Source organism: Micromonospora musae, from assembly GCF_003626545.1.
Taxonomy (GTDB): domain Bacteria; phylum Actinomycetota; class Actinomycetes; order Mycobacteriales; family Micromonosporaceae; genus Micromonospora; species Micromonospora musae.
The window spans coordinates 523,365-540,109 of record NZ_RAZS01000006.1; the positions used below are offsets into that span (position 1 = coordinate 523,365).

Annotated in this window: 16 protein-coding genes; 15 read left to right on the forward strand and 1 reads right to left on the reverse strand. The window is 72.8% G+C overall.

The features are described 5' to 3' along the window. The first annotated feature begins 35 nt into the window (after window positions 1-35). The 14 genes from D7147_RS19800 to D7147_RS19865 all read left to right on the forward strand — a co-directional run bounded on the left by D7147_RS19800 (window position 36) and on the right by D7147_RS19865 (window position 13,079). A complete protein-coding gene (locus tag D7147_RS19800; protein ID WP_120679746.1) occupies window positions 36-938 on the forward strand; it encodes a tryptophan 2,3-dioxygenase in 903 nt (300 codons plus the stop codon). Between the two features lie 22 nt (window positions 939-960). After that, window positions 961-2,271, forward strand: a complete 1,311-nt coding sequence (kynU, locus tag D7147_RS19805; protein ID WP_120679748.1) for a kynureninase — start codon at window positions 961-963, stop codon at window positions 2,269-2,271. Further along, window positions 2,268-3,605 (forward strand): FAD-dependent oxidoreductase, encoded by a 1,338-nt coding sequence (locus D7147_RS19810; RefSeq protein ID WP_120679750.1) that lies wholly within the window; start codon window positions 2,268-2,270, stop codon window positions 3,603-3,605. Before kynU ends, D7147_RS19810 begins: the two co-directional genes overlap by 4 nt. Before the next feature lie 23 nt (window positions 3,606-3,628). Then, a complete protein-coding gene (locus tag D7147_RS19815) occupies window positions 3,629-5,110 on the forward strand; it encodes a 2-hydroxymuconic semialdehyde dehydrogenase (RefSeq protein WP_120679935.1) in 1,482 nt (493 codons plus the stop codon). A gap of 94 nt (window positions 5,111-5,204) precedes the next feature. Then, the gene (locus tag D7147_RS19820; protein WP_120679752.1) at window positions 5,205-6,002 is read left to right on the forward strand and encodes a 2-keto-4-pentenoate hydratase; all 798 of its coding nucleotides are present in this window, start codon (window positions 5,205-5,207) and stop codon (window positions 6,000-6,002) included. Further along, complete coding sequence (locus D7147_RS19825) at window positions 5,999-6,955, forward strand: acetaldehyde dehydrogenase (acetylating) (RefSeq protein ID WP_120679754.1); 957 nt, start codon at window positions 5,999-6,001, stop codon at window positions 6,953-6,955. The genes D7147_RS19820 and D7147_RS19825 overlap by 4 nt, the downstream gene beginning before the upstream one ends. Then, on the forward strand, window positions 6,952-8,013 hold the full coding sequence (gene dmpG, locus D7147_RS19830; RefSeq protein ID WP_120679756.1) for a 4-hydroxy-2-oxovalerate aldolase: 1,062 nt from the start codon (window positions 6,952-6,954) through the stop codon (window positions 8,011-8,013). The genes D7147_RS19825 and dmpG overlap by 4 nt, the downstream gene beginning before the upstream one ends. 52 nt (window positions 8,014-8,065) lie before the next feature. Next, complete coding sequence (locus D7147_RS19835; protein ID WP_120679758.1) at window positions 8,066-8,839, forward strand: 2-keto-4-pentenoate hydratase; 774 nt, start codon at window positions 8,066-8,068, stop codon at window positions 8,837-8,839. Further along, complete coding sequence (locus tag D7147_RS19840) at window positions 8,836-9,273, forward strand: RidA family protein (protein WP_120679760.1); 438 nt, start codon at window positions 8,836-8,838, stop codon at window positions 9,271-9,273. Before D7147_RS19835 ends, D7147_RS19840 begins: the two co-directional genes overlap by 4 nt. After that, window positions 9,270-9,794 carry a 3-hydroxyanthranilate 3,4-dioxygenase gene (locus tag D7147_RS19845; RefSeq protein ID WP_120679762.1) on the forward strand — a complete coding sequence of 175 codons (525 nt, stop codon included), beginning with the start codon at window positions 9,270-9,272 and terminating at the stop codon, window positions 9,792-9,794. The genes D7147_RS19840 and D7147_RS19845 overlap by 4 nt, the downstream gene beginning before the upstream one ends. Beyond that, window positions 9,794-10,795, forward strand: coding sequence for an amidohydrolase family protein (locus tag D7147_RS19850; protein ID WP_120679764.1), 1,002 nt, complete (start codon window positions 9,794-9,796; stop codon window positions 10,793-10,795). Before D7147_RS19845 ends, D7147_RS19850 begins: the two co-directional genes overlap by 1 nt. A 63-nt stretch (window positions 10,796-10,858) precedes the next feature. Continuing rightward, the gene (locus D7147_RS19855) at window positions 10,859-12,322 is read left to right on the forward strand and encodes an amidase (protein WP_120679766.1); all 1,464 of its coding nucleotides are present in this window, start codon (window positions 10,859-10,861) and stop codon (window positions 12,320-12,322) included. Between the two features lie 57 nt (window positions 12,323-12,379). Then, a complete protein-coding gene (ctaJ, locus tag D7147_RS19860; RefSeq protein WP_435820950.1) occupies window positions 12,380-12,685 on the forward strand; it encodes an aa3-type cytochrome oxidase subunit CtaJ in 306 nt (101 codons plus the stop codon). After that, window positions 12,672-13,079, forward strand: a complete 408-nt coding sequence (locus D7147_RS19865) for a DUF5130 family protein (protein WP_120679770.1) — start codon at window positions 12,672-12,674, stop codon at window positions 13,077-13,079. The genes ctaJ and D7147_RS19865 overlap by 14 nt, the downstream gene beginning before the upstream one ends. Before the next feature lie 198 nt (window positions 13,080-13,277). On the opposite strand, the gene pepN is transcribed toward D7147_RS19865, so the two are convergent. Then, window positions 13,278-15,827: an aminopeptidase N gene (gene pepN, locus D7147_RS19870; protein ID WP_120679773.1), complete on the reverse strand. Its 2,550-nt coding sequence runs from the start codon at window positions 15,825-15,827 to the stop codon at window positions 13,278-13,280. Window positions 15,828-16,043: 216 nt separating this feature from the next. Between pepN and D7147_RS19875 the strand changes: the two genes are divergently transcribed. Continuing rightward, window positions 16,044-16,670 carry a mycothiol-dependent nitroreductase Rv2466c family protein gene (locus tag D7147_RS19875; RefSeq protein WP_120679775.1) on the forward strand — a complete coding sequence of 209 codons (627 nt, stop codon included), beginning with the start codon at window positions 16,044-16,046 and terminating at the stop codon, window positions 16,668-16,670. Window positions 16,671-16,745: the final 75 nt, after the last annotated feature.

Here is a 16,745-nt window from a genome sequence, read left to right on the forward strand (position 1 = left end):
TCATGGCGGGAACCGGCTCATGGAGGAGACAAACGGTGAAGCAGACGGAGCTGCGGGGGCCGGCGCCGGCCGCGGCGGTGCGCCCGGTCACGCCACAGCAGCGCGAGGCCAAGGCGGCGCGTACCGGCGGGGAACCCACCCTGGAATTCGCCGGCCAGGTGCCGTACGACGTGTACACCCACGCCAGCACCCTGCACCGGTTGCAGCAGCCGCTCAGCGACGACCCGGGCGAGATGTCCTTCCTCATGGTCAGCCAGATCATGGAGCTCTACTTCGGACTCACCCGCTACGAGCTGCTCCAGGCCCAGCAGCTGATCCGCGCCGACCAGGTCTGGGACGCGCTCGCGCCGCTGCGCCGGGCCACCCTGCATTTGGAGGCGCTCAACGCGGCGTGGCGCGGGCTGCGCTGGATGTCCCCGGCCGACTTCAACAAGTTCCGCAACCTGCTCGGCGAGGCGTCCGGCTTCCAGTCGGCCATGTACCGGCAGCTGGAGTTCCTGCTCGGGCTCCGGGACCCGGCGTTGATCCGCCCGTTCCGCCGGCACACCGAGGTCTACGCCGAGCTGCGCGACTCGCTCGCCGCACCGAGCCTCTGGGACGATGTGGTCGCCCTGCTCGCCCGCCGCGGCTTCGACCTCCCCGCCGAGGTGCTCGACCGGGACGTCAGCGTCGAGCACGAGACGCACCCGCGGATCGAGGCGGCCTGGGTGGCGATCTACGCCGAGGACGGGCCGGGCAACCACCTCCGGCAGCTCGGCGAGGCGCTCACCGAGGTGGCCGAGCAGTTCGGCGAGTGGCGCTGGCAGCATGTCAAGGCGGTGCAGCGGACGATGGGCGCCAAGGTCGGCAGCGGCGGCTCCGCCGGGTTGGCGTGGCTGCAGCGCAGCATGGCCCGGGTGGTCTTCCCGGAGCTGTGGTCGGCCCGTACCAGCATGTGATCGGAAGCGAGAAGTCAACCGGATGAACGCCCCTCACCCCGCTCCACCCCGCCCGACCGCGTCTGAGGACGAGGCACGCCGACTCGACGCCGCCGACCCCGGGCACCGTCACCTGTTCCACGTGCCGCCCGCCGACGGGGGCCGCTACCCGCAGGCCGCCTACCTGGCCGGCAACTCGCTCGGACTGCAGCCGCTGGCCACCCGCGACGAACTCCTCGCCGACCTGGACGCCTGGCGTCGGCTCGGTGTCGAGGGGCACCTGGAGGCGCAGCGGCCCTGGCTGCCGTACCACGAACTGCTCACCGAGCCGGCCGCTCGGCTGGTCGGGGCACTGCCGGCGGAGACCGTGGTGATGAACTCGCTCACGGTCAACCTGCACCTGCTGATGGTGAGCTTCTACCGCCCGTCCGGGCGGCGTACCCGGATCGTCATCGAGGACAGCGCCTTCCCCTCGGACAGCTACGCGGTGCGCAGCCAGGCCCGCTTCCACGGCCTCGACCCGGACGAGACGGTGGTCCGGCTACGCCCCCGCCCGGGTGAGGAGACCCTGCGCACCGAGGACGTGACCGACTACCTGGCCGCCGAGGGCGACCGGGTGGCGCTCGTGCTGCTCGGTGGCGTCAACTACCTGACCGGTGAGCTGCTCGACGTCCCGGTGATCACGGCGGCCGGTCGGGCCGCCGGCGCGATCGTCGGCTGGGACCTCGCGCACGCCGCCGGCAACGTGCCGCTGCGCCTGCACGACTGGGACGTCGACTTCGCCGCCTGGTGCTCGTACAAGTACCTGAACTCCGGCCCCGGCGCGCTGGCCGGCGCGTTCGTGCACGAACGGCACCTCGGCGACCCCACGCTGCAGCGCTTCGAGGGCTGGTGGAGCACGGAGGCGGCCACCCGGTTCGAGATGACCCCGGTCTCCCGGCCCCCGGCCACCGTGGAGGCGTGGCAGATCTCCAACCCGCCGATCTTCTCGATGGGGCCGGTCCGTACCTCGCTGGAGCTCTTCGACGCCGTCGGCATGACGACGCTGCGGGAGCGGAGCCTGCGCCTCACCGGCTACCTGGAGCGGCTGCTCGACGAGGTGACAGTCGATCGCCCGTTGACCGTGCTCACCCCCCGGGACCCGGCGCGGCGCGGATGCCAACTCTCGGTACGCATCGGCGCCGGCAGCGCCGCGGAGCTCGCCAAGCGGCTGCGTTCGGAGCACGGGGTGATCGCCGACGCCCGGGAGCCCGACGTCGTCCGGTTCGCCCCGGTGCCGCTCTACTCCACGTTCCACGACTGCTGGCGGGTCGCCGAGGCGCTCGCCGCGACCGTGGCGGAGGTAAGCCGATGAACCGGGAGCACGACGAGATCGCAGTCGTCGGCGCTGGGCTGGCCGGCTGCCTGCTGGCCTGCTTCCTGGCCCGGCGCGGCTACCGGGTGGCGCTCTACGAGCGGCGGCCGGATCCGCGTACCGGCCGGGTCGAGCGAGGCCGCTCGATCAACCTGGCCCTCTCCGAGCGCGGCCTGGACGCCCTGCGCCGCATCGGCCTCGACGAGCAGGTGATGGCCGACGCCCTGCCGATGCGCGGCCGGATGATCCATCCGGTGGCGGGCGAGCCGCAGTTCCAGTCCTACAGCTCCTCCGGCGACCGGGCGATCAACTCGATCAGCCGTGGCGCGCTGAACAACGCCCTGCTCGACGCGGCCACCGCGCGGCCCGGGGTGCGGGCCGTCTTCGACCACCGCCTGGTCGGGCTCGACCCGGCCACCGGCGATCTGACGTTCGAGACTCCTGAGGGCAAGGTGACGGCGAACGCCCCGGTGGTCCTCGGCGCGGACGGGGCCGGCTCGGCCGTACGGGGTCAGCTGCTCGCGCACGGGCTGCTCACCGAGAGCCTCGACTTCCTCGACTACGGCTACAAGGAACTCACCGTCCCCCCGGCGGGCGGCGACTTCGCGCTGGATCCGGACGCCCTGCACATCTGGCCACGGGGCACCTCGATGATGATCGCGTTGCCGAACCCGGACCGCTCCTTCACCTGCACGCTCTTCTGGCCGACGCACGGCACGGCGGCCTTCGCCTCGCTGGGCAGCCCGGCGGCGATCGAACGGCACTTCGCCGAGCACTACCCGGACCTGGTCCCGCTCGCGCCGAACCTGGTGGACGACTACCAGCACAACCCGGTCGGAGTGCTCGGCACGGTGCGGTGCACACCGTGGCAGGCGAACGGGAAGGTGGGTCTGCTCGGCGACGCGGCGCACGCCATCGTCCCGTTCTACGGCCAGGGCGCGAACTGTGCCCTGGAGGACGTCGTCGAGCTGGACCGCTGCCTGGACGAGTGCGGCGACGACTGGTCCGCGGCGTTGCCGCTGTTCCAGCAGCGGCGGCAGGGCAACGCCGAGGCGATCGCCCGGATGGCGCTGGCGAACTTCGTGGAGATGCGGGACAAGGTCGCCTCGCCGCTCTTCCAACTCGGCCGTAGGGTCGAGCACGCGCTGGAACGGGCGCTGCCCGGCCGGTACGTCTCCCGCTACGAGCTGGTGTCCTTCTCCACCACCCCGTACGCGGAGGTGGCCCGTCGGGTACGCCGGCAGCACCAGGCGCTCGGGGTGGTCGCCGCGGGCGCGGCGGCCCTGCTGGTCGGCGCGGCCGGGATGGTGCTCGGTCGAGGGAGGCGTCGATGAGCGTCACGTGGGATCCGCGGCTGATGAGCGGGCGGGCCCCGGCCGGGCCGGCTCTGCTGCGCAACTTCGTCGGCGGCGAGTTCGTCGACTCCGGCCGCCGCTTCACGAAGGCCAGCCCGGTCACCGGTGAGCCGGTCTTCGAGGTGGCGGAGGCCGACGCGTCCTGCGTGGACGACGCGGTGGCCGCCGCCCGGGCGGCGGTGCGTGGCCCGTGGGGCCGGATGGGGGAGCGGGAGCGCGCCGAGGTGCTGCGCCGGATCGCCGACGAGCTGGAGCGCCGCTTCGACGACCTGGTCACCGCCGAGGTGGCCGACACCGGCAAGTCCATCTCCCAGGCCCGGGTCCTCGACATCCCGCGCGGCGCCGCGAACTTCCGGGCGTTCGCCGAGATCGTCGCGACCGCGCCCACCGAGTCGTTCACCACCGTCACCCCGACCGGCGGGCGTGCCCTCAACTACGCCGTCCGCAAGCCGGTCGGCGTGGTGGCCGTGGTCGTGCCGTGGAATCTGCCGCTGCTGCTGCTCACCTGGAAGGTGGCGCCGGCGCTGGCCTGCGGCAACGCCGTGGTGGTGAAGCCCAGTGAGGAGACCCCGGCGTCGGCCACGCTGCTCGCCGAGGTGATGGCTGCGGCGGGCGTACCGGCGGGCGTGTTCAACCTGGTGCACGGCTTCGGGCCGGACTCGGCGGGGGAGTTCCTCACCCGGCACCCCGGCGTCGACGCGATCACCTTCACCGGTGAGTCGGCCACCGGCAGCGCCATCATGCGCGCCGCGGCCGACGGGGTGAAGGCGGTCAGCTTCGAGCTGGGCGGTAAGAACGCCGGGCTGGTCTTCGCCGACGTGGACCTGGACGCGGCGGTGGCCGGGTCGGTCCGCTCCAGCTTCACCAACGGCGGGCAGGTCTGCCTCTGCACCGAACGCATCTACGTGCAGCGGCCGGTCTTCGAGGAGTTCACCGATCGGCTCGCGAAGCGCGCCGGGGAGCTGGCGTACGGCTGGCCGGCCGACGAGGCCACGGCCAACATGCCGCTGATCTCGCACGGCCACCGCGCCAAGGTGCTCGGCCACTACGACCTGGCTCGGGCCGAGGGCGCGCAGGTGCTCGCCGGGGGCGGCACCCCGCACTTCGGCGACGCCCGGGACGGCGGCGCGTACGTGCAGCCGACGGTGCTGACCGGGCTCGGTCCGGACGCCCGGACCAACCGCGAGGAGATCTTCGGACCGGTGGTGCACGTCGCGCCCTTCGACGACGAGGAGGAGGCGTACGCGTTGGCCAACGGGACCGAGTACGGCCTCGCGGCCACGGTGTGGACGCGGGACGTCGGCCGGGCGCACCGGGCCGGGGTCCGCCTCGACGCCGGCATCGTCTGGGTGAACACGTGGTTCCTGCGCGACCTGCGGACCCCGTTCGGCGGGGTCAAGGCGTCCGGCATCGGCCGTGAGGGTGGCGTGCACTCGCTGGACTTCTACTCCGAACTCACGAACGTCTGCGTGGACCTCACGTGAGCGGGCGGATCGTCCGGCTCGATCGCGGGGCGCCGCGAGCCGGCGCGGCGGGCACCGGGCCCGACGTCGCCTCCGTACGCGCCGAGGAGTGGGCATGAGCGTCGACATCGAAGCGGCGAGCCGGGAACTGGAGCTGGCGCGCGACGGCGCGAAGCCGTGCCCGCCGCTGCGCGGGCGGCTGCTGCCCGAGGGTGACATCGAGTCGGCCTACCAGGTGCAGCAGGTCCACACCCGGCAGCGGCTCGACGCGGGGCGCCGCCGGGTGGGGGCGAAGATCGGCCTCACCTCGCGCGCCGTGCAGGAGAGCTTCGGGGTCTTCCAGCCGGACTTCGGCGTGCTCTTCGACGACATGGCGGTCCCGGACGGTGTCGAGGTGCCGACGAGCCGGCTGCTCCAGCCCCGGGTGGAGGCCGAGGTCGCCTTCGTGCTCGGCACCGACCTGCCCGACGAGCGGGTAACCACCGCCGACCTGATCGGCGCGGTCGACCACCTGCTCCCGGCCATCGAGATCGTCGACTCCCGGATCGCCGGCTGGGACATCTCCATCGTGGACACCGTGGCCGACAACGCCTCCAGCGGGCTCTTCGTGCTCGGTACCTCGCCGCGCCGCCTACGCGACGTCGACCTGCGGCTCTGCGGCATGGTGCTGGAGTCGGCCGGGGAGCCGGTCTCGGTCGGCGCGGGGGCGGCCTGCCTGGGCAATCCGCTGCACGCGTTGGAGTGGCTGGCGCGCACCCTGGCCCGCTCGGGGGACCCGCTCCGCGCCGGGGACGTGGTGCTCTCCGGTGCGCTCGGGCCGATGGTGCCGGTGACGCCCGGCGCCGCGTACGAGGCGCGGATCTCCGGCCTCGGCTCGGTACGTACCTGCTTCTCGAAGGAGGCTGACCGGTGAGCGCTGGCTCGAAGCGCGTCGGCGTGGCGGTGATCGGTTCCGGCAACATCGGGACCGACCTGATGATCAAGGTGCTCCGGCTCGGCGACCGCCTGCGCATGGTGGCGATGGCCGGTATCGACCCGGACTCCGATGGGCTGGCCCGGGCCCGCAGGCTCGGCGTGGCCACCACCGCGGGCGGGGTGGACGGGCTCGTCGCGATGCCGGAGTTCGCCGAGGTGGAGATCGTCTTCGACGCCACCTCGGCCGGGGCGCACCGGCACAACGACGCGGTGCTCGCCGCGCACGGGCGCACCGTCGTCGACCTGACCCCCGCCGCGGTCGGCCCGTACGTGGTGCCGCCGGTGAACCTCGACGAGCACCTGGACGAGCGCAACCTGAACATGGTCACCTGCGGCGGTCAGGCCACCGTGCCGATCGTCGCGGCCGTGGGCCGGGTGACCCCGGTGGCGTACGGCGAGATCGTCGCCTCGATCGCCTCGAAGTCGGCCGGCCCGGGCACCCGGGCGAACATCGACGAGTTCACCGAGACCACCGCGCGAGCCATCGAGGTGGTCGGCGGCGCCGAGCGGGGCAAGGCCATCATCGTGCTCAACCCGGCGGACCCGCCGCTGCTGATGCGCGACACGGTCTACTGCCTCTGCCCGGACGCGGAGGCCGACACCGCGGCGATCGCGGCCTCCGTGGCCGAGATGGTGGCGACGGTGCAGGAGTACGTGCCCGGCTACCGGCTCAAGCAGGACGTGCAGTTCGACCGGGTGGACACCTACGTGCCGTCACTCGGCGCCCACCTGTCCGGCCTGCAGGTCTCGGTCTTCCTGGAGGTCTCCGGCGCGGGGCACTACCTGCCCGCGTACGCCGGGAACCTGGACATCATGACCTCGGCGGCGCTGCGCACCGCCGAGCGGCTGGCGGCCCGGCGGGCCGCCGTGGCCACGGAGGTGACCGCGTGACCGACCTCTACATCCAGGACGTGACGCTGCGCGACGGCATGCACGCCATCGCCCACCGGTACACGGTCGACCAGGTCCGCGCGATCGCCTCGGCGCTCGACGCGGCCGGGGTGGCCGCCATCGAGGTGGCGCACGGCGACGGTCTCGCCGGGTCCAGCGTCAACTACGGCCACGGCGCGGCGAGCGACGCCGAGTGGATCTCCGCTGCGGCCGAGGTGCTGACGAACGCGAAGCTCACCACCCTGCTGCTGCCGGGCATCGGCACCATCGCCGACCTGAGGGCGGCGAAGGCGCTCGGGGTGACCAGCGTCCGGATCGCCACCCACTGCACCGAGGCGGACATCTCCGCCCAGCACATCTCGTGGGCCCGGGAGAACGGCATGGACGTCGCCGGGTTCCTGATGATGTCGCACATGAACGACCCGGCCGGACTCGCCGCCCAGGCCAAGCTCATGGAGTCGTACGGGGCGCACTGCGTCTACGTCACCGACTCCGGGGGCCGGCTGCTCATGTCCGACGTGGCGCAGCGGGTCGACGCGTACCGGCAGGTGCTCGACGCCGACACGCAGATCGGCATCCACGCCCACCACAACCTGTCGCTCGGGGTCGCCAACAGCGTGCTCGCCGTGGAGCACGGCCGGGTCACCGGCTCCGCGCCGGTCGGCCCGGACGCGACGCACGGCCGGACCGTACGGGTGGACGCCTCGCTCGCCGGCATGGGCGCGGGCGCCGGCAACGCGCCGCTGGAGGTCTTCGTCGCCGTCGCCGAGCTGCACGGCTGGAAACACGGCTGCGACGTGTTCGCGCTGATGGACGCCGCCGACGACCTGGTCCGCCCGTTGCAGGACCGGCCGGTCCAGGTGGACCGGGAGACGCTCTCCCTGGGGTACGCGGGCGTCTACTCCAGCTTCCTGCGGCACGCCGAGCGGGCCTCGGCGAAGTACGGGGTGGACGTCCGCTCGATCCTCGTCGAGCTGGGCCGACGTCGGATGGTCGGCGGCCAGGAGGACATGATCGTCGACGTGGCGCTGGACCTCGCCGGCCGGGAGGGCAAGTGAACGTGGGGAAGCTGTCGAGGGCGGCACGGCCGCGCGCGAAGGGTGCTGGAGCATGATCGGGCCGGACGTCGCCGGAATCGCCGAGCGGCTCGGCCTGGCCGCCGACACCGCCACCGCCACCGGTCAGCTGGCCGCCGAGACCGGCCTCGACGTGGACGCCGCGTACGCGGCGCAGACGGCGCTGCTGCGGCGCCGGCTGGACCGGGGCGAGCGGCTCGTGGGGCTCAAGATGGGGCTCACCAGCCGGGCGAAGATGGCCCAGGTCGGTGTGGACGAGGTGATCTGGGGTCGGCTCACCGACGTGATGCGGGTGCCCGACGGCGGCACCGTCGACGTCGGCGCGTACATCCACCCCCGGGTGGAGCCGGAGGTGGCGTTCCTGCTGGACCGCCTTCCCGCGCCGGGCGAGCCGATCGGTGACTTCAGGGAGGCGGTCCGCGCGGTCGCGCCGGCGATCGAGCTGATCGACTCCCGGTACGCCGACTTCACCTTCTCGCTGCCCGATGTGATCGCCGACAACACGTCGGCCGCCTCCTTCGTGATCGGACCCTGGTCGCCGGTGCCGGACGGGCTGGAGAACCTGGGCGTGCTGCTGGAGATCGACGGCCGCGTCGCCCAGGTCGGCTCGACGGCAGCGATCCTCGGCGATCCGCGCCGCGCCCTCGACGAGGGGATCCGGCTGGCCGGACGGCACGGGGTGCGGCTGCGTGAGGGCTGGGTCTTCCTCGCCGGCGCGGCGACCGCCGCGGTGCCGCTGCGCCCCGGCGCGCACGTGCGCGCGGTCGTGGAGAAGCTCGGCACCGCGACGCTGCGGGCGTCCTCGTGACCGGCCGGGGCGCGAGCGCCAAGGTGGTGGCCGGCAAGGCGGTGCCCCGAGGAGCGTTTCCGCACGTCAAGGTCGCGGGTGGGTTCGTCTTCGTCTCCGGGACGTCGTCCCGTCGGGCGGACAACACCTTCGCCGGCGTCGAGGTGGACGAGTTCGGCACCACCGCCCTGGACATTCGCGCGCAGACGCGCGCGGTCATCGAGAACGTCGCCGACCTGCTCCGCTCGGTCGGCGCCGAGCTCTCCGACCTGGTACAGGTGACGTCGTACCTGGTGAACATGAACGACTTCGGCGGCTACAACGAGGTGTGGGCGGAGTTCTTCGACGCCACCGGCCCCACCCGGACCACCGTCGCTGTGCACCAGCTGCCCCACCCGCACCTGCTCATCGAGGTACAGGCCGTCGCCCTTCTCCCCTCAGGAGGTCAGTCGTGAGCGAGATCGCCGAGCCGTTCAGCTTTCCGGGCTGGATCGCGGAGAACCAGCACCTGCTCAAGCCCCCGGTGGGCAACAAGGAGATGTTCCCCGGCGGGGACGACTTCATCGTGATGGTGGTGGGTGGCCCGAACCAGCGCACCGACTTCCACGTGGACCCGTACGAGGAGTTCTTCTACCAGGTCAAGGGCAACATGCACATCAACCTGATGCTCCCGGAGGGGCCGCGTACGGTGCACGTGCGCGAGGGGCAGATGTGGATGTTGCCGCGGAACACGCCGCACTCCCCGCAGCGCCCGGAGGCCGGCTCGATCGGGGTGGTCGTGGAGCGGGTCCGTGCGGAGGGCACGCTGGAGAAGTTCCAGTGGTACTGCCCCGAGTGCGGGAACAAGGTGCACGAGGTCGAGTTGCAGGTGCGCGACATCGCCGCCGACCTGCCCCCGGTGTTCCAGGCGTTCTACGCCGACGAGAAGGCACGTACCTGCGCCGACTGCGGCGCGCTGCACCCGGGCAGGGGCTGATGCGCACACCTGTGGTCGACGTGCACACGCACGTCGTACCGAAGGGGTGGCCGGACCTCACCGCCGCGTGCGGCGGGTCCGGCTGGCCGTGGCTCCGCGTCGACTCCGAGCGCGCCGCCATGATCATGGTGGGGGAGACGGAGTTCCGACCGGTCGGCGCGGAGTGCTGGGACGCGCCGACCCGCCTCGCCGACATGGACGCGGACGGCGTCGACCTCCAGGTCGTCTCGCCCACGCCCGTCTTCTTCAGCTACGACCGGCCGGCCGACCAGGCCGCGAAGGTGGCCCGGATCTTCAACGACCTGACGTTGGAGGTCACCGCGGCCGGCGGGTCGCGGCTGGTGCCGTTCTGCCAGGTGCCGTTGCAGGACCCGGACCTCGCCTGCGCCGAGCTGGACCGCTGCCTCGCCGCCGGGCACGCCGGGGTGGAGATCGGCAACCACGTCGGCGACCGCGACCTCGACGACGCCGGGATCGTGCAGTTCCTCACCCACTGTGCCCAGGTGGGCGCCCCCGTCTTCGTCCACCCGTGGGACATGCCGGGCGGGCCACGACTGGACCGCTGGATGGCCCGCTGGCTGGCCGGCATGCCGGCGGAGACGCACCTGTCGGTGCTGGCGCTGATCCTCGGCGGCGTCTTCGACCGGGTCCCCGACACGCTGCGGATCTGCTTCGCGCACGGCGGTGGGAGTTTCCCCTTCTGGCTCGGCCGGGCCGACAACGCCTGGCACCGTCGCGGTGACCTGGTCCGCGGATCCTCCACCGCGCCGCCCAGCGCCTACGTCGACCGGTTCTGCGTCGACTCGGTGGTCTTCGACCCGGCGGCGCTGCGACTGCTCGTCGACACGGTGGGGGAGGACCGGGTCCTGGTGGGCAGCGACTACCCGTATCCGCTGGGCGAGCGGCCCGTCGGGCAGGTGGTGCAGAAGGCGGGCTTCCTCACCGCCGACCAGCGGGAGAAGCTGCTGTCCCGCAACGCGCTGCGTTTCCTCGGCCGATAACCGGCGACGCCGGCCGCCGTGTCTTTCGCACCCCCACGGCACGGCGGCGGGCAGGATGAGGGCATGGCCGAGCCGCACGACCTGACCGCGCTGGAGCAGGCCGCCGCGATCTCCCGCGGCGAGCTGTCCAGCGTGGAGCTGGTGGAGCACCACCTTCGGCGGGTGGCCGCGCTCGGTGACACCGTCGGCGCGTTCGTCACCGTCACGGCCGAGGCGGCCCGGGAGGCGGCCCGCGCCGCCGACGCGGTGCCGGCCGACGAGCGCGGCCCGCTGCACGGCGTACCCACCGCCATCAAGGACCTGACGTTGACCGCCGGGATCCGGACGACCTTCGGCTCGGCCGCCTTCGCCGACTTCGTGCCACCGGTCGACGCCGACGTGGTCCGCTTCATCCGGGCCGCCGGCCTCGTCAGCCTCGGCAAGACCACCACCTCCGAGCTGGGCTGCTCGCTCTACTCCGAGGGCCGCGTCGCGCCACCGGCGCGCAACCCGTGGGACCTCGCGTACACCGCCGGCGGATCCAGCGGCGGCGCGGCCTCGGCGGTGGCGGCGGGGCTGGTCCCCGTCGCCCAGGGCTCCGACGGCGGCGGCTCGCTGCGCATCCCCGCCGGGCTCTGCGGCCTGATCGGCTACAAGCCCAGCCGCGGCCTGGTCTCCGGCGGCCCGGTCGGCTTCGGCGCGTTCGGCCTGCCCACTCACGGGCCGATGGGGCGTACGGTCGCCGACGTCGCCGCTCTGCTCGACGTGATGGCCCAGCCGGTGCCGGGCGAGCCCTACCTGTCGCCCGGGGCGCCGCCCGGCGGCTACCTGGCCGCGGCACGCGCGGCGGCCCCCGGCCGGCTGCGGATCGGGCGGTTCACCGCCGCGATGCTCGCCGAGGAGCCGGTGCACCCGGACTGTGTCGCCGCCGTGGACCGGGCCGCCGAACTGCTCGCCTCCGCCGGTCACGAGGTGGTCGAGGTGTCGCCGCCGCTCGGGCCTGCGGCGTGGCCGCTCTTCGAGATCGTCTGGTACGTGCTGGCGCTCGCGCCGGTGCCGCCGGAGCGGGAGAGCGAGCTGCTGCCGCTGACCCGGTTCCTGCGCGCCCGGGGCGCCGGGGTCTCGGCGGGCACGCTCTCCGCCACCCTCGGCGAGCTGCAGGCGCAGGTACGCCTCGGCGCCCGCCGTACGGCCGGCTGCGACCTGCTGCTCTGCCCCACCCTCTGCGCTCCGCAGGCACCTGTCGGTTGGTTCACCGCGGACGGTGACCCGGCGGCGGATTTCGATCGGCAGCGCCGTTTCTCCCCGTACTGCGCCATTTTCAACGTCACGGGCGAACCGTCCGTCTCGTTGCCGGTAGCGGCGACTGCGGCGGGACTGCCTGTGGGGATCCTGCTGACCGGTCGGTACGGTGACGACGCGCGGCTGATCGCGACCGCTGCGGAATTGGAGAACTCCAGTGGCGGTTGGGATCGGCACCCCGCGATCTGGCGGGCCGTCGACTCCGCTAACGTGAAAGGCAGCGGAGTCGGGCGGTTGACGCCTTGAACCTGTCCACCCGACCTCGATGCCTGAGGTCTCTTCTTCCGCCTGGGGGCGTTGGGATTGTCTGTTACCGACACGTTGCTGGTCTTCGTCGGCATCCCGGCGGCAGCGATACTGGTGATCGGCGGCCTGGCGTACGCCGGCAGCCGCGGTCACGGCGGTGGTGGCGCCAAGCGCTACCGGCCGGGCCGCTCCTTCGACTTCACTCCGGTCTGGTTCCTGGGCCGTCCGGAGCAGCTGGCTGACTCGGCCGGCACCGCCCTGGCCGCCGGGGCGCAGGCACCGGCGCTGACCAGCCGAAAGCAGGAGCAGGCCGGCCGCGAGGCGCCGGCCGGTGGAACCGGAGGCGCAAGTGACCGTTGGTGAGACGCAGGTCAGCACGGGCAACCCGCCGGAGGTGCTGGACGGCCCGTTCTCGACCCGGCAGCTGCTCCGCATCGACGAGGCGCTGCGCCTGGCCGACCAAGGCACCGGTCTCGTCTTCTCGGTCTTCGTCGGTGGCCTCGACGAGCCGATCCGGGAGCACGCCGAGCGGCTGCACCGCCAGCTCGCCGACCCGGACCGTTCGGTGCTGATCGCGCTGTCGCCCAACCAGCGGCGGCTGGAGGTCGTCACCGGCCGGCACGCGCGTAAGCGCATCCCGGACACGTACGCCAAGCTTGCCGCGCTCTCCATGGTGGCGGCCTTCGGCGGCGGCGACCTGGCCGGCGGCATCATCAACGGCCTCGACCAGCTCGCCAGCCACGCCGGCCGGGGCTGAACCCTCGTACGACAAAGCCCGGTCCGCGTTCGCGCGGACCGGGCTTTCTCGTGTCAGCGTGGCCAGTCGCCCGGATCGAGACGCATCGGCCGTCGCCCGGTCACCTCGCCCGCGACGTCGGAACCGACGGCCACGACAACGGCCCGGGGCCGACGTGGGCTCCCACCCACGCCGGCCCCGGGCCGGTCACGTCGTGCGTCAGGCGCTGCGGGTGTCCCGCTCGCGGGCCTTCAGGGCGCGGACCACGCCGTCGCGCCCCTCGGCGACGAGCCGGCGCAGCGGCGCCGGGTGCCCGTCACCGGCGAGCCAGGCGTCGGTGGCCGCCACCGTCTCCTCCTCCACCAGGTACGTCGGGTAGGCGAGCTGAGCGAACTCCTGCGCCGGCTCGCTGTCGCGGCTGCCCCAGACCTGGCCGACCGCCGCGAAGTACTTCTCCCGGTACGGCGTGACCAGCTCCACCTGCGTCGGGTGGGTGAAGCCCTGCAGCAGGGCCCGGTTACGCCAGTTCGGCAGCGCCTCCGCCCCGGTGAGCTGCGCCCACACGGCGGCCTTGTTCTCGGCGGTCGGCACCAGCGCGTGCACGAACGCGGCCTCCCGCTCGCCGCTCGCCGTCCGGTCCCGCGCCAGCTCGGCGTCCACCTCGGCGACGCCGGCCGTGCCGCTGGCCACCATCGACGCGAGCACGCTCCAGCGCAGCTCGGTGTCGATGTTCAGCCCCGCCGGCACGTCGGTGCCGTCGAGCCAGCCCCGCAGCGTCGCCAGGTCCTCCTCGGAGCGGGCCGCCGAGACGTACGCCCGGGCCCAGGCGAGCTGGAAGCCGCTGCCCGGCTCGGCGGCGGCGAGCGCCGCCTTGGCGGTACGGGCCAGCTCCGTCCAGCCGGTCGGCGCCCAGGCCGGGTCGGCGTAGAGGGTGAGCGTCGTGGTGGCCTGCCGCAGGGTGGCGGTGACCAGGTTGATGTCGGTCTCGGCGGGCAGCCCGGCCAGCACCAGCGCCACGTAGTCCCGGGCCGCCAGCTCGGCGTCGCGGACCATGTCCCAGGCGGCCGTCCAGCAGAGCGCGCGGGCCAGCGACGACTCGAAGCCGGCGATGTGCTGCACGACGGTGGACATCGAGCTGTCGTCCAGCCGCAGCTTCGCGTAGCTGAGGTCGTCGTCGTTGAGCAGCAGCACGTCGGCGGCGCGGACGCCGGCCAGGGCGCCGAGCTCGGTCCGCTCGCCGGCCACGTCCACCTCCAGCCGCTCCCGGCGGACCAGGCGTCCGTCGGTCAGGTCGTAGAGGCCCACGCCGATCCGGTGGGTACGCAACGTCGGGTAGTCGGCCGGCGCCTCCTGCCGCACCACCACCTGCTGGTACGTGCCGTCCGGGCCGACGGTCACCTCCGGGCGCAGCGTGTTGACCTGGGCGGTCTCCAGCCACTGGGCGGCGAACTTGCGCAGCTCCCGGCCGGATGCGGTCTCCAGCTCGGTGAGCAGGTCGTCGAAGGTGGCGTTGCCCCAGGCGTGCTTGCCGAAGTACGCGCGCAGCCCGGCCAGGAACGGCTCCTCACCGACGTACGCCACCAGCTGCTTGAGCACGCTCGCGCCCTTGGCGTACGTGATGCCGTCGAAGTTGACCTCGACGGCCTCCATGTCCGGCATCTCCGTGTAGACCGGGTGGGTGGAGGAGAGCTGGTCCTGCCGGTAGCCCCAGTTCTTCCGGATGGAGAGGAACGTCGTCCACGCCTCGTTGAAGCGGGTCGCGTGGGTGTTGCACCAGTGGCTCGCCCACTCGGCGAACGACTCGTTGAGCCACAGGTCGTTCCACCACCGCATGGTGACCAGGTCACCGAACCACATGTGGGCCAGCTCGTGCAGGATCGTGTTGGCCCGCTGCTCGTACTCGAAGTCGGTGACCTGCGAGCGGAAGATGTAGTGCGACTCGGCGTGCGTGACGCAGCCGAAGTTCTCCATCGCGCCGGCGTTGAAGTCGGGCACCCAGAGCTGGTCGTACTTCGGCAGCGGGTAGCGGACGCCGAACTGCTCGTGGAAGAAGTCGAACCCCTGCTTGGTGATGAGGAAGAGGTCGTCCGCGTCCAGGTACTGCGCCATCGAGGCCCGGCAGAAGACGCCGAGGTCGATGCCGTCGTGGCTGTCCCGCACCTCGTGGTACGGCCCGGCGCAGAGCGCGGTGATGTAGGTGCTCATGCGGGCCGACTGCGTGAAGTGGACGGCCTTCAGGCCGTCACCCGCCGGCTCCTCCCGATCGACGGGCATGTTCGACACGACCCGCCAGTGCTCCGGCACCGTGGCCCGCCAGGTGTAGACGCTCTTCAGGTCCGGCTGGTCGAAGCAGGCGAAGACCCGCTGCGCGTCGGCCGTCTCGAACTGGCTGTAGAGGTAGGTCTCACCGTCGACCGGGTCGACGGTGCGGTGCAGGCCCTGCCCGCTGCGGGAGTACGCGAAGTCGGCGTCGACGACCAGCGTGTTCTCGGCCGCGAGGCCGGCGAGGACGAGCCCCTTCTCGGCGGACCAGTCGGAGAGGTCCACCGGGGCGCCGTTCAGCGTGGCCGAGCGGACCGAGTCGGCGGCCAGCTCGATGAAGGTGTTCGCGCCCGGCTCGGCGCAGCGGAACCGGACCTCCGTGGTGGACCGGAAGGTGCGACCCTCGTCCGCCAGCACGGCGGTCGACAGGTCCAGCGTGATGTCGTACCCGGTCACCTCGAGCAGGCGGGCCCGCTCGGTGGCCTCGACCTGGGTCAGGTTGCGCACTCCCGGCACTGTTCGTCTCCATCCCACTCGCTCTACGCCGCGCGGCGCCGTCCACCGACCGCTCGTGGCGGTCGGCCCGGAAACGAGTCTTCCATGCAGCGGCGTCCCGCGGTGGCCGAGGTCACGCTCTCATCCCGGTGCCGGTCGATGCCTGTCGGGGTGAGGATCGGCAGAGACGCCGGACGATCGGCGTCCTCGTTGCGAAGGGACCTCACCGTGACCGAACGTGTCGCCGTTGACATGTGGTTCGACCCGGCCTGCCCGTGGGCCTGGCTCACGTCCCGTTGGCTGCTCGAAGTCGAGCGGGTCCGGGACGTGGACGTACGTTTCCACGTGATGAGCCTCTCGGTGCTCAACGAGGGCCGGGACTACCTCTCGGAGGAGTACAAGACCTTCCTGAGCACCGCGTGGGGACCGGTACGCGTCTGCATCGCCGCGGAACAGCGGTACGGCGCCGAGGTGCTGCGCCCGCTCTACACCGCGCTCGGCACCCGGATCCACCTGGAGAAGCAGGAGCGGGGGCCGGAGCTCTACGCTGCCGCGCTCGCCGACGCCGGCCTCGATCCGACGCTCGCCGCCGCCGCGGACGGCACCGAGTACGACGAGGCGCTGCGCGCCAGCCACGAGACCGGCATGCGCCCGGTCGGCGAGGACGTGGGCACCCCGGTCATCCACGCTCCCGGCCCGGACGGCGGCACCGTCGCGTTCTTCGGCCCCGTGGTGACGCCGGCCCCGAAGGGGGAGGCCGCCGGGCGGCTGTGGGACGGGGTCCTGCTGGTGGCCGGCACGCCCGGCTTCTACGAGCTGAAGCGGACCCGCGACGCCTCCCCGATCTTCGACTGAGGGGGCAGGGGCTCCCGGTAGGCCGCCCCCGGCCGCTGGGAGCCCCTGTTAACACCCGTTACCTCGGCCACCTCG

Excerpts from the sequence above, each read along its gene's own strand:
- D7147_RS19810 (WP_120679750.1), top strand. The coding sequence starts at position 2,268 with ATGAACCGGGAGCACGACGAGATCGCAGTCGTCGGCGCTGGGCTGGCC.
- D7147_RS19850 (WP_120679764.1), top strand. The coding sequence starts at position 9,794 with ATGCGCACACCTGTGGTCGACGTGCACACGCACGTCGTACCGAAGGGG.
- D7147_RS19835 (WP_120679758.1), top strand. The coding sequence starts at position 8,066 with ATGATCGGGCCGGACGTCGCCGGAATCGCCGAGCGGCTCGGCCTGGCC.
- D7147_RS19820 (WP_120679752.1), top strand. The coding sequence starts at position 5,205 with ATGAGCGTCGACATCGAAGCGGCGAGCCGGGAACTGGAGCTGGCGCGC.
- kynU (WP_120679748.1), top strand. The coding sequence starts at position 961 with ATGAACGCCCCTCACCCCGCTCCACCCCGCCCGACCGCGTCTGAGGAC.
- D7147_RS19815 (WP_120679935.1), top strand. The coding sequence starts at position 3,629 with ATGAGCGGGCGGGCCCCGGCCGGGCCGGCTCTGCTGCGCAACTTCGTC.
- D7147_RS19855 (WP_120679766.1), top strand. The coding sequence starts at position 10,859 with ATGGCCGAGCCGCACGACCTGACCGCGCTGGAGCAGGCCGCCGCGATC.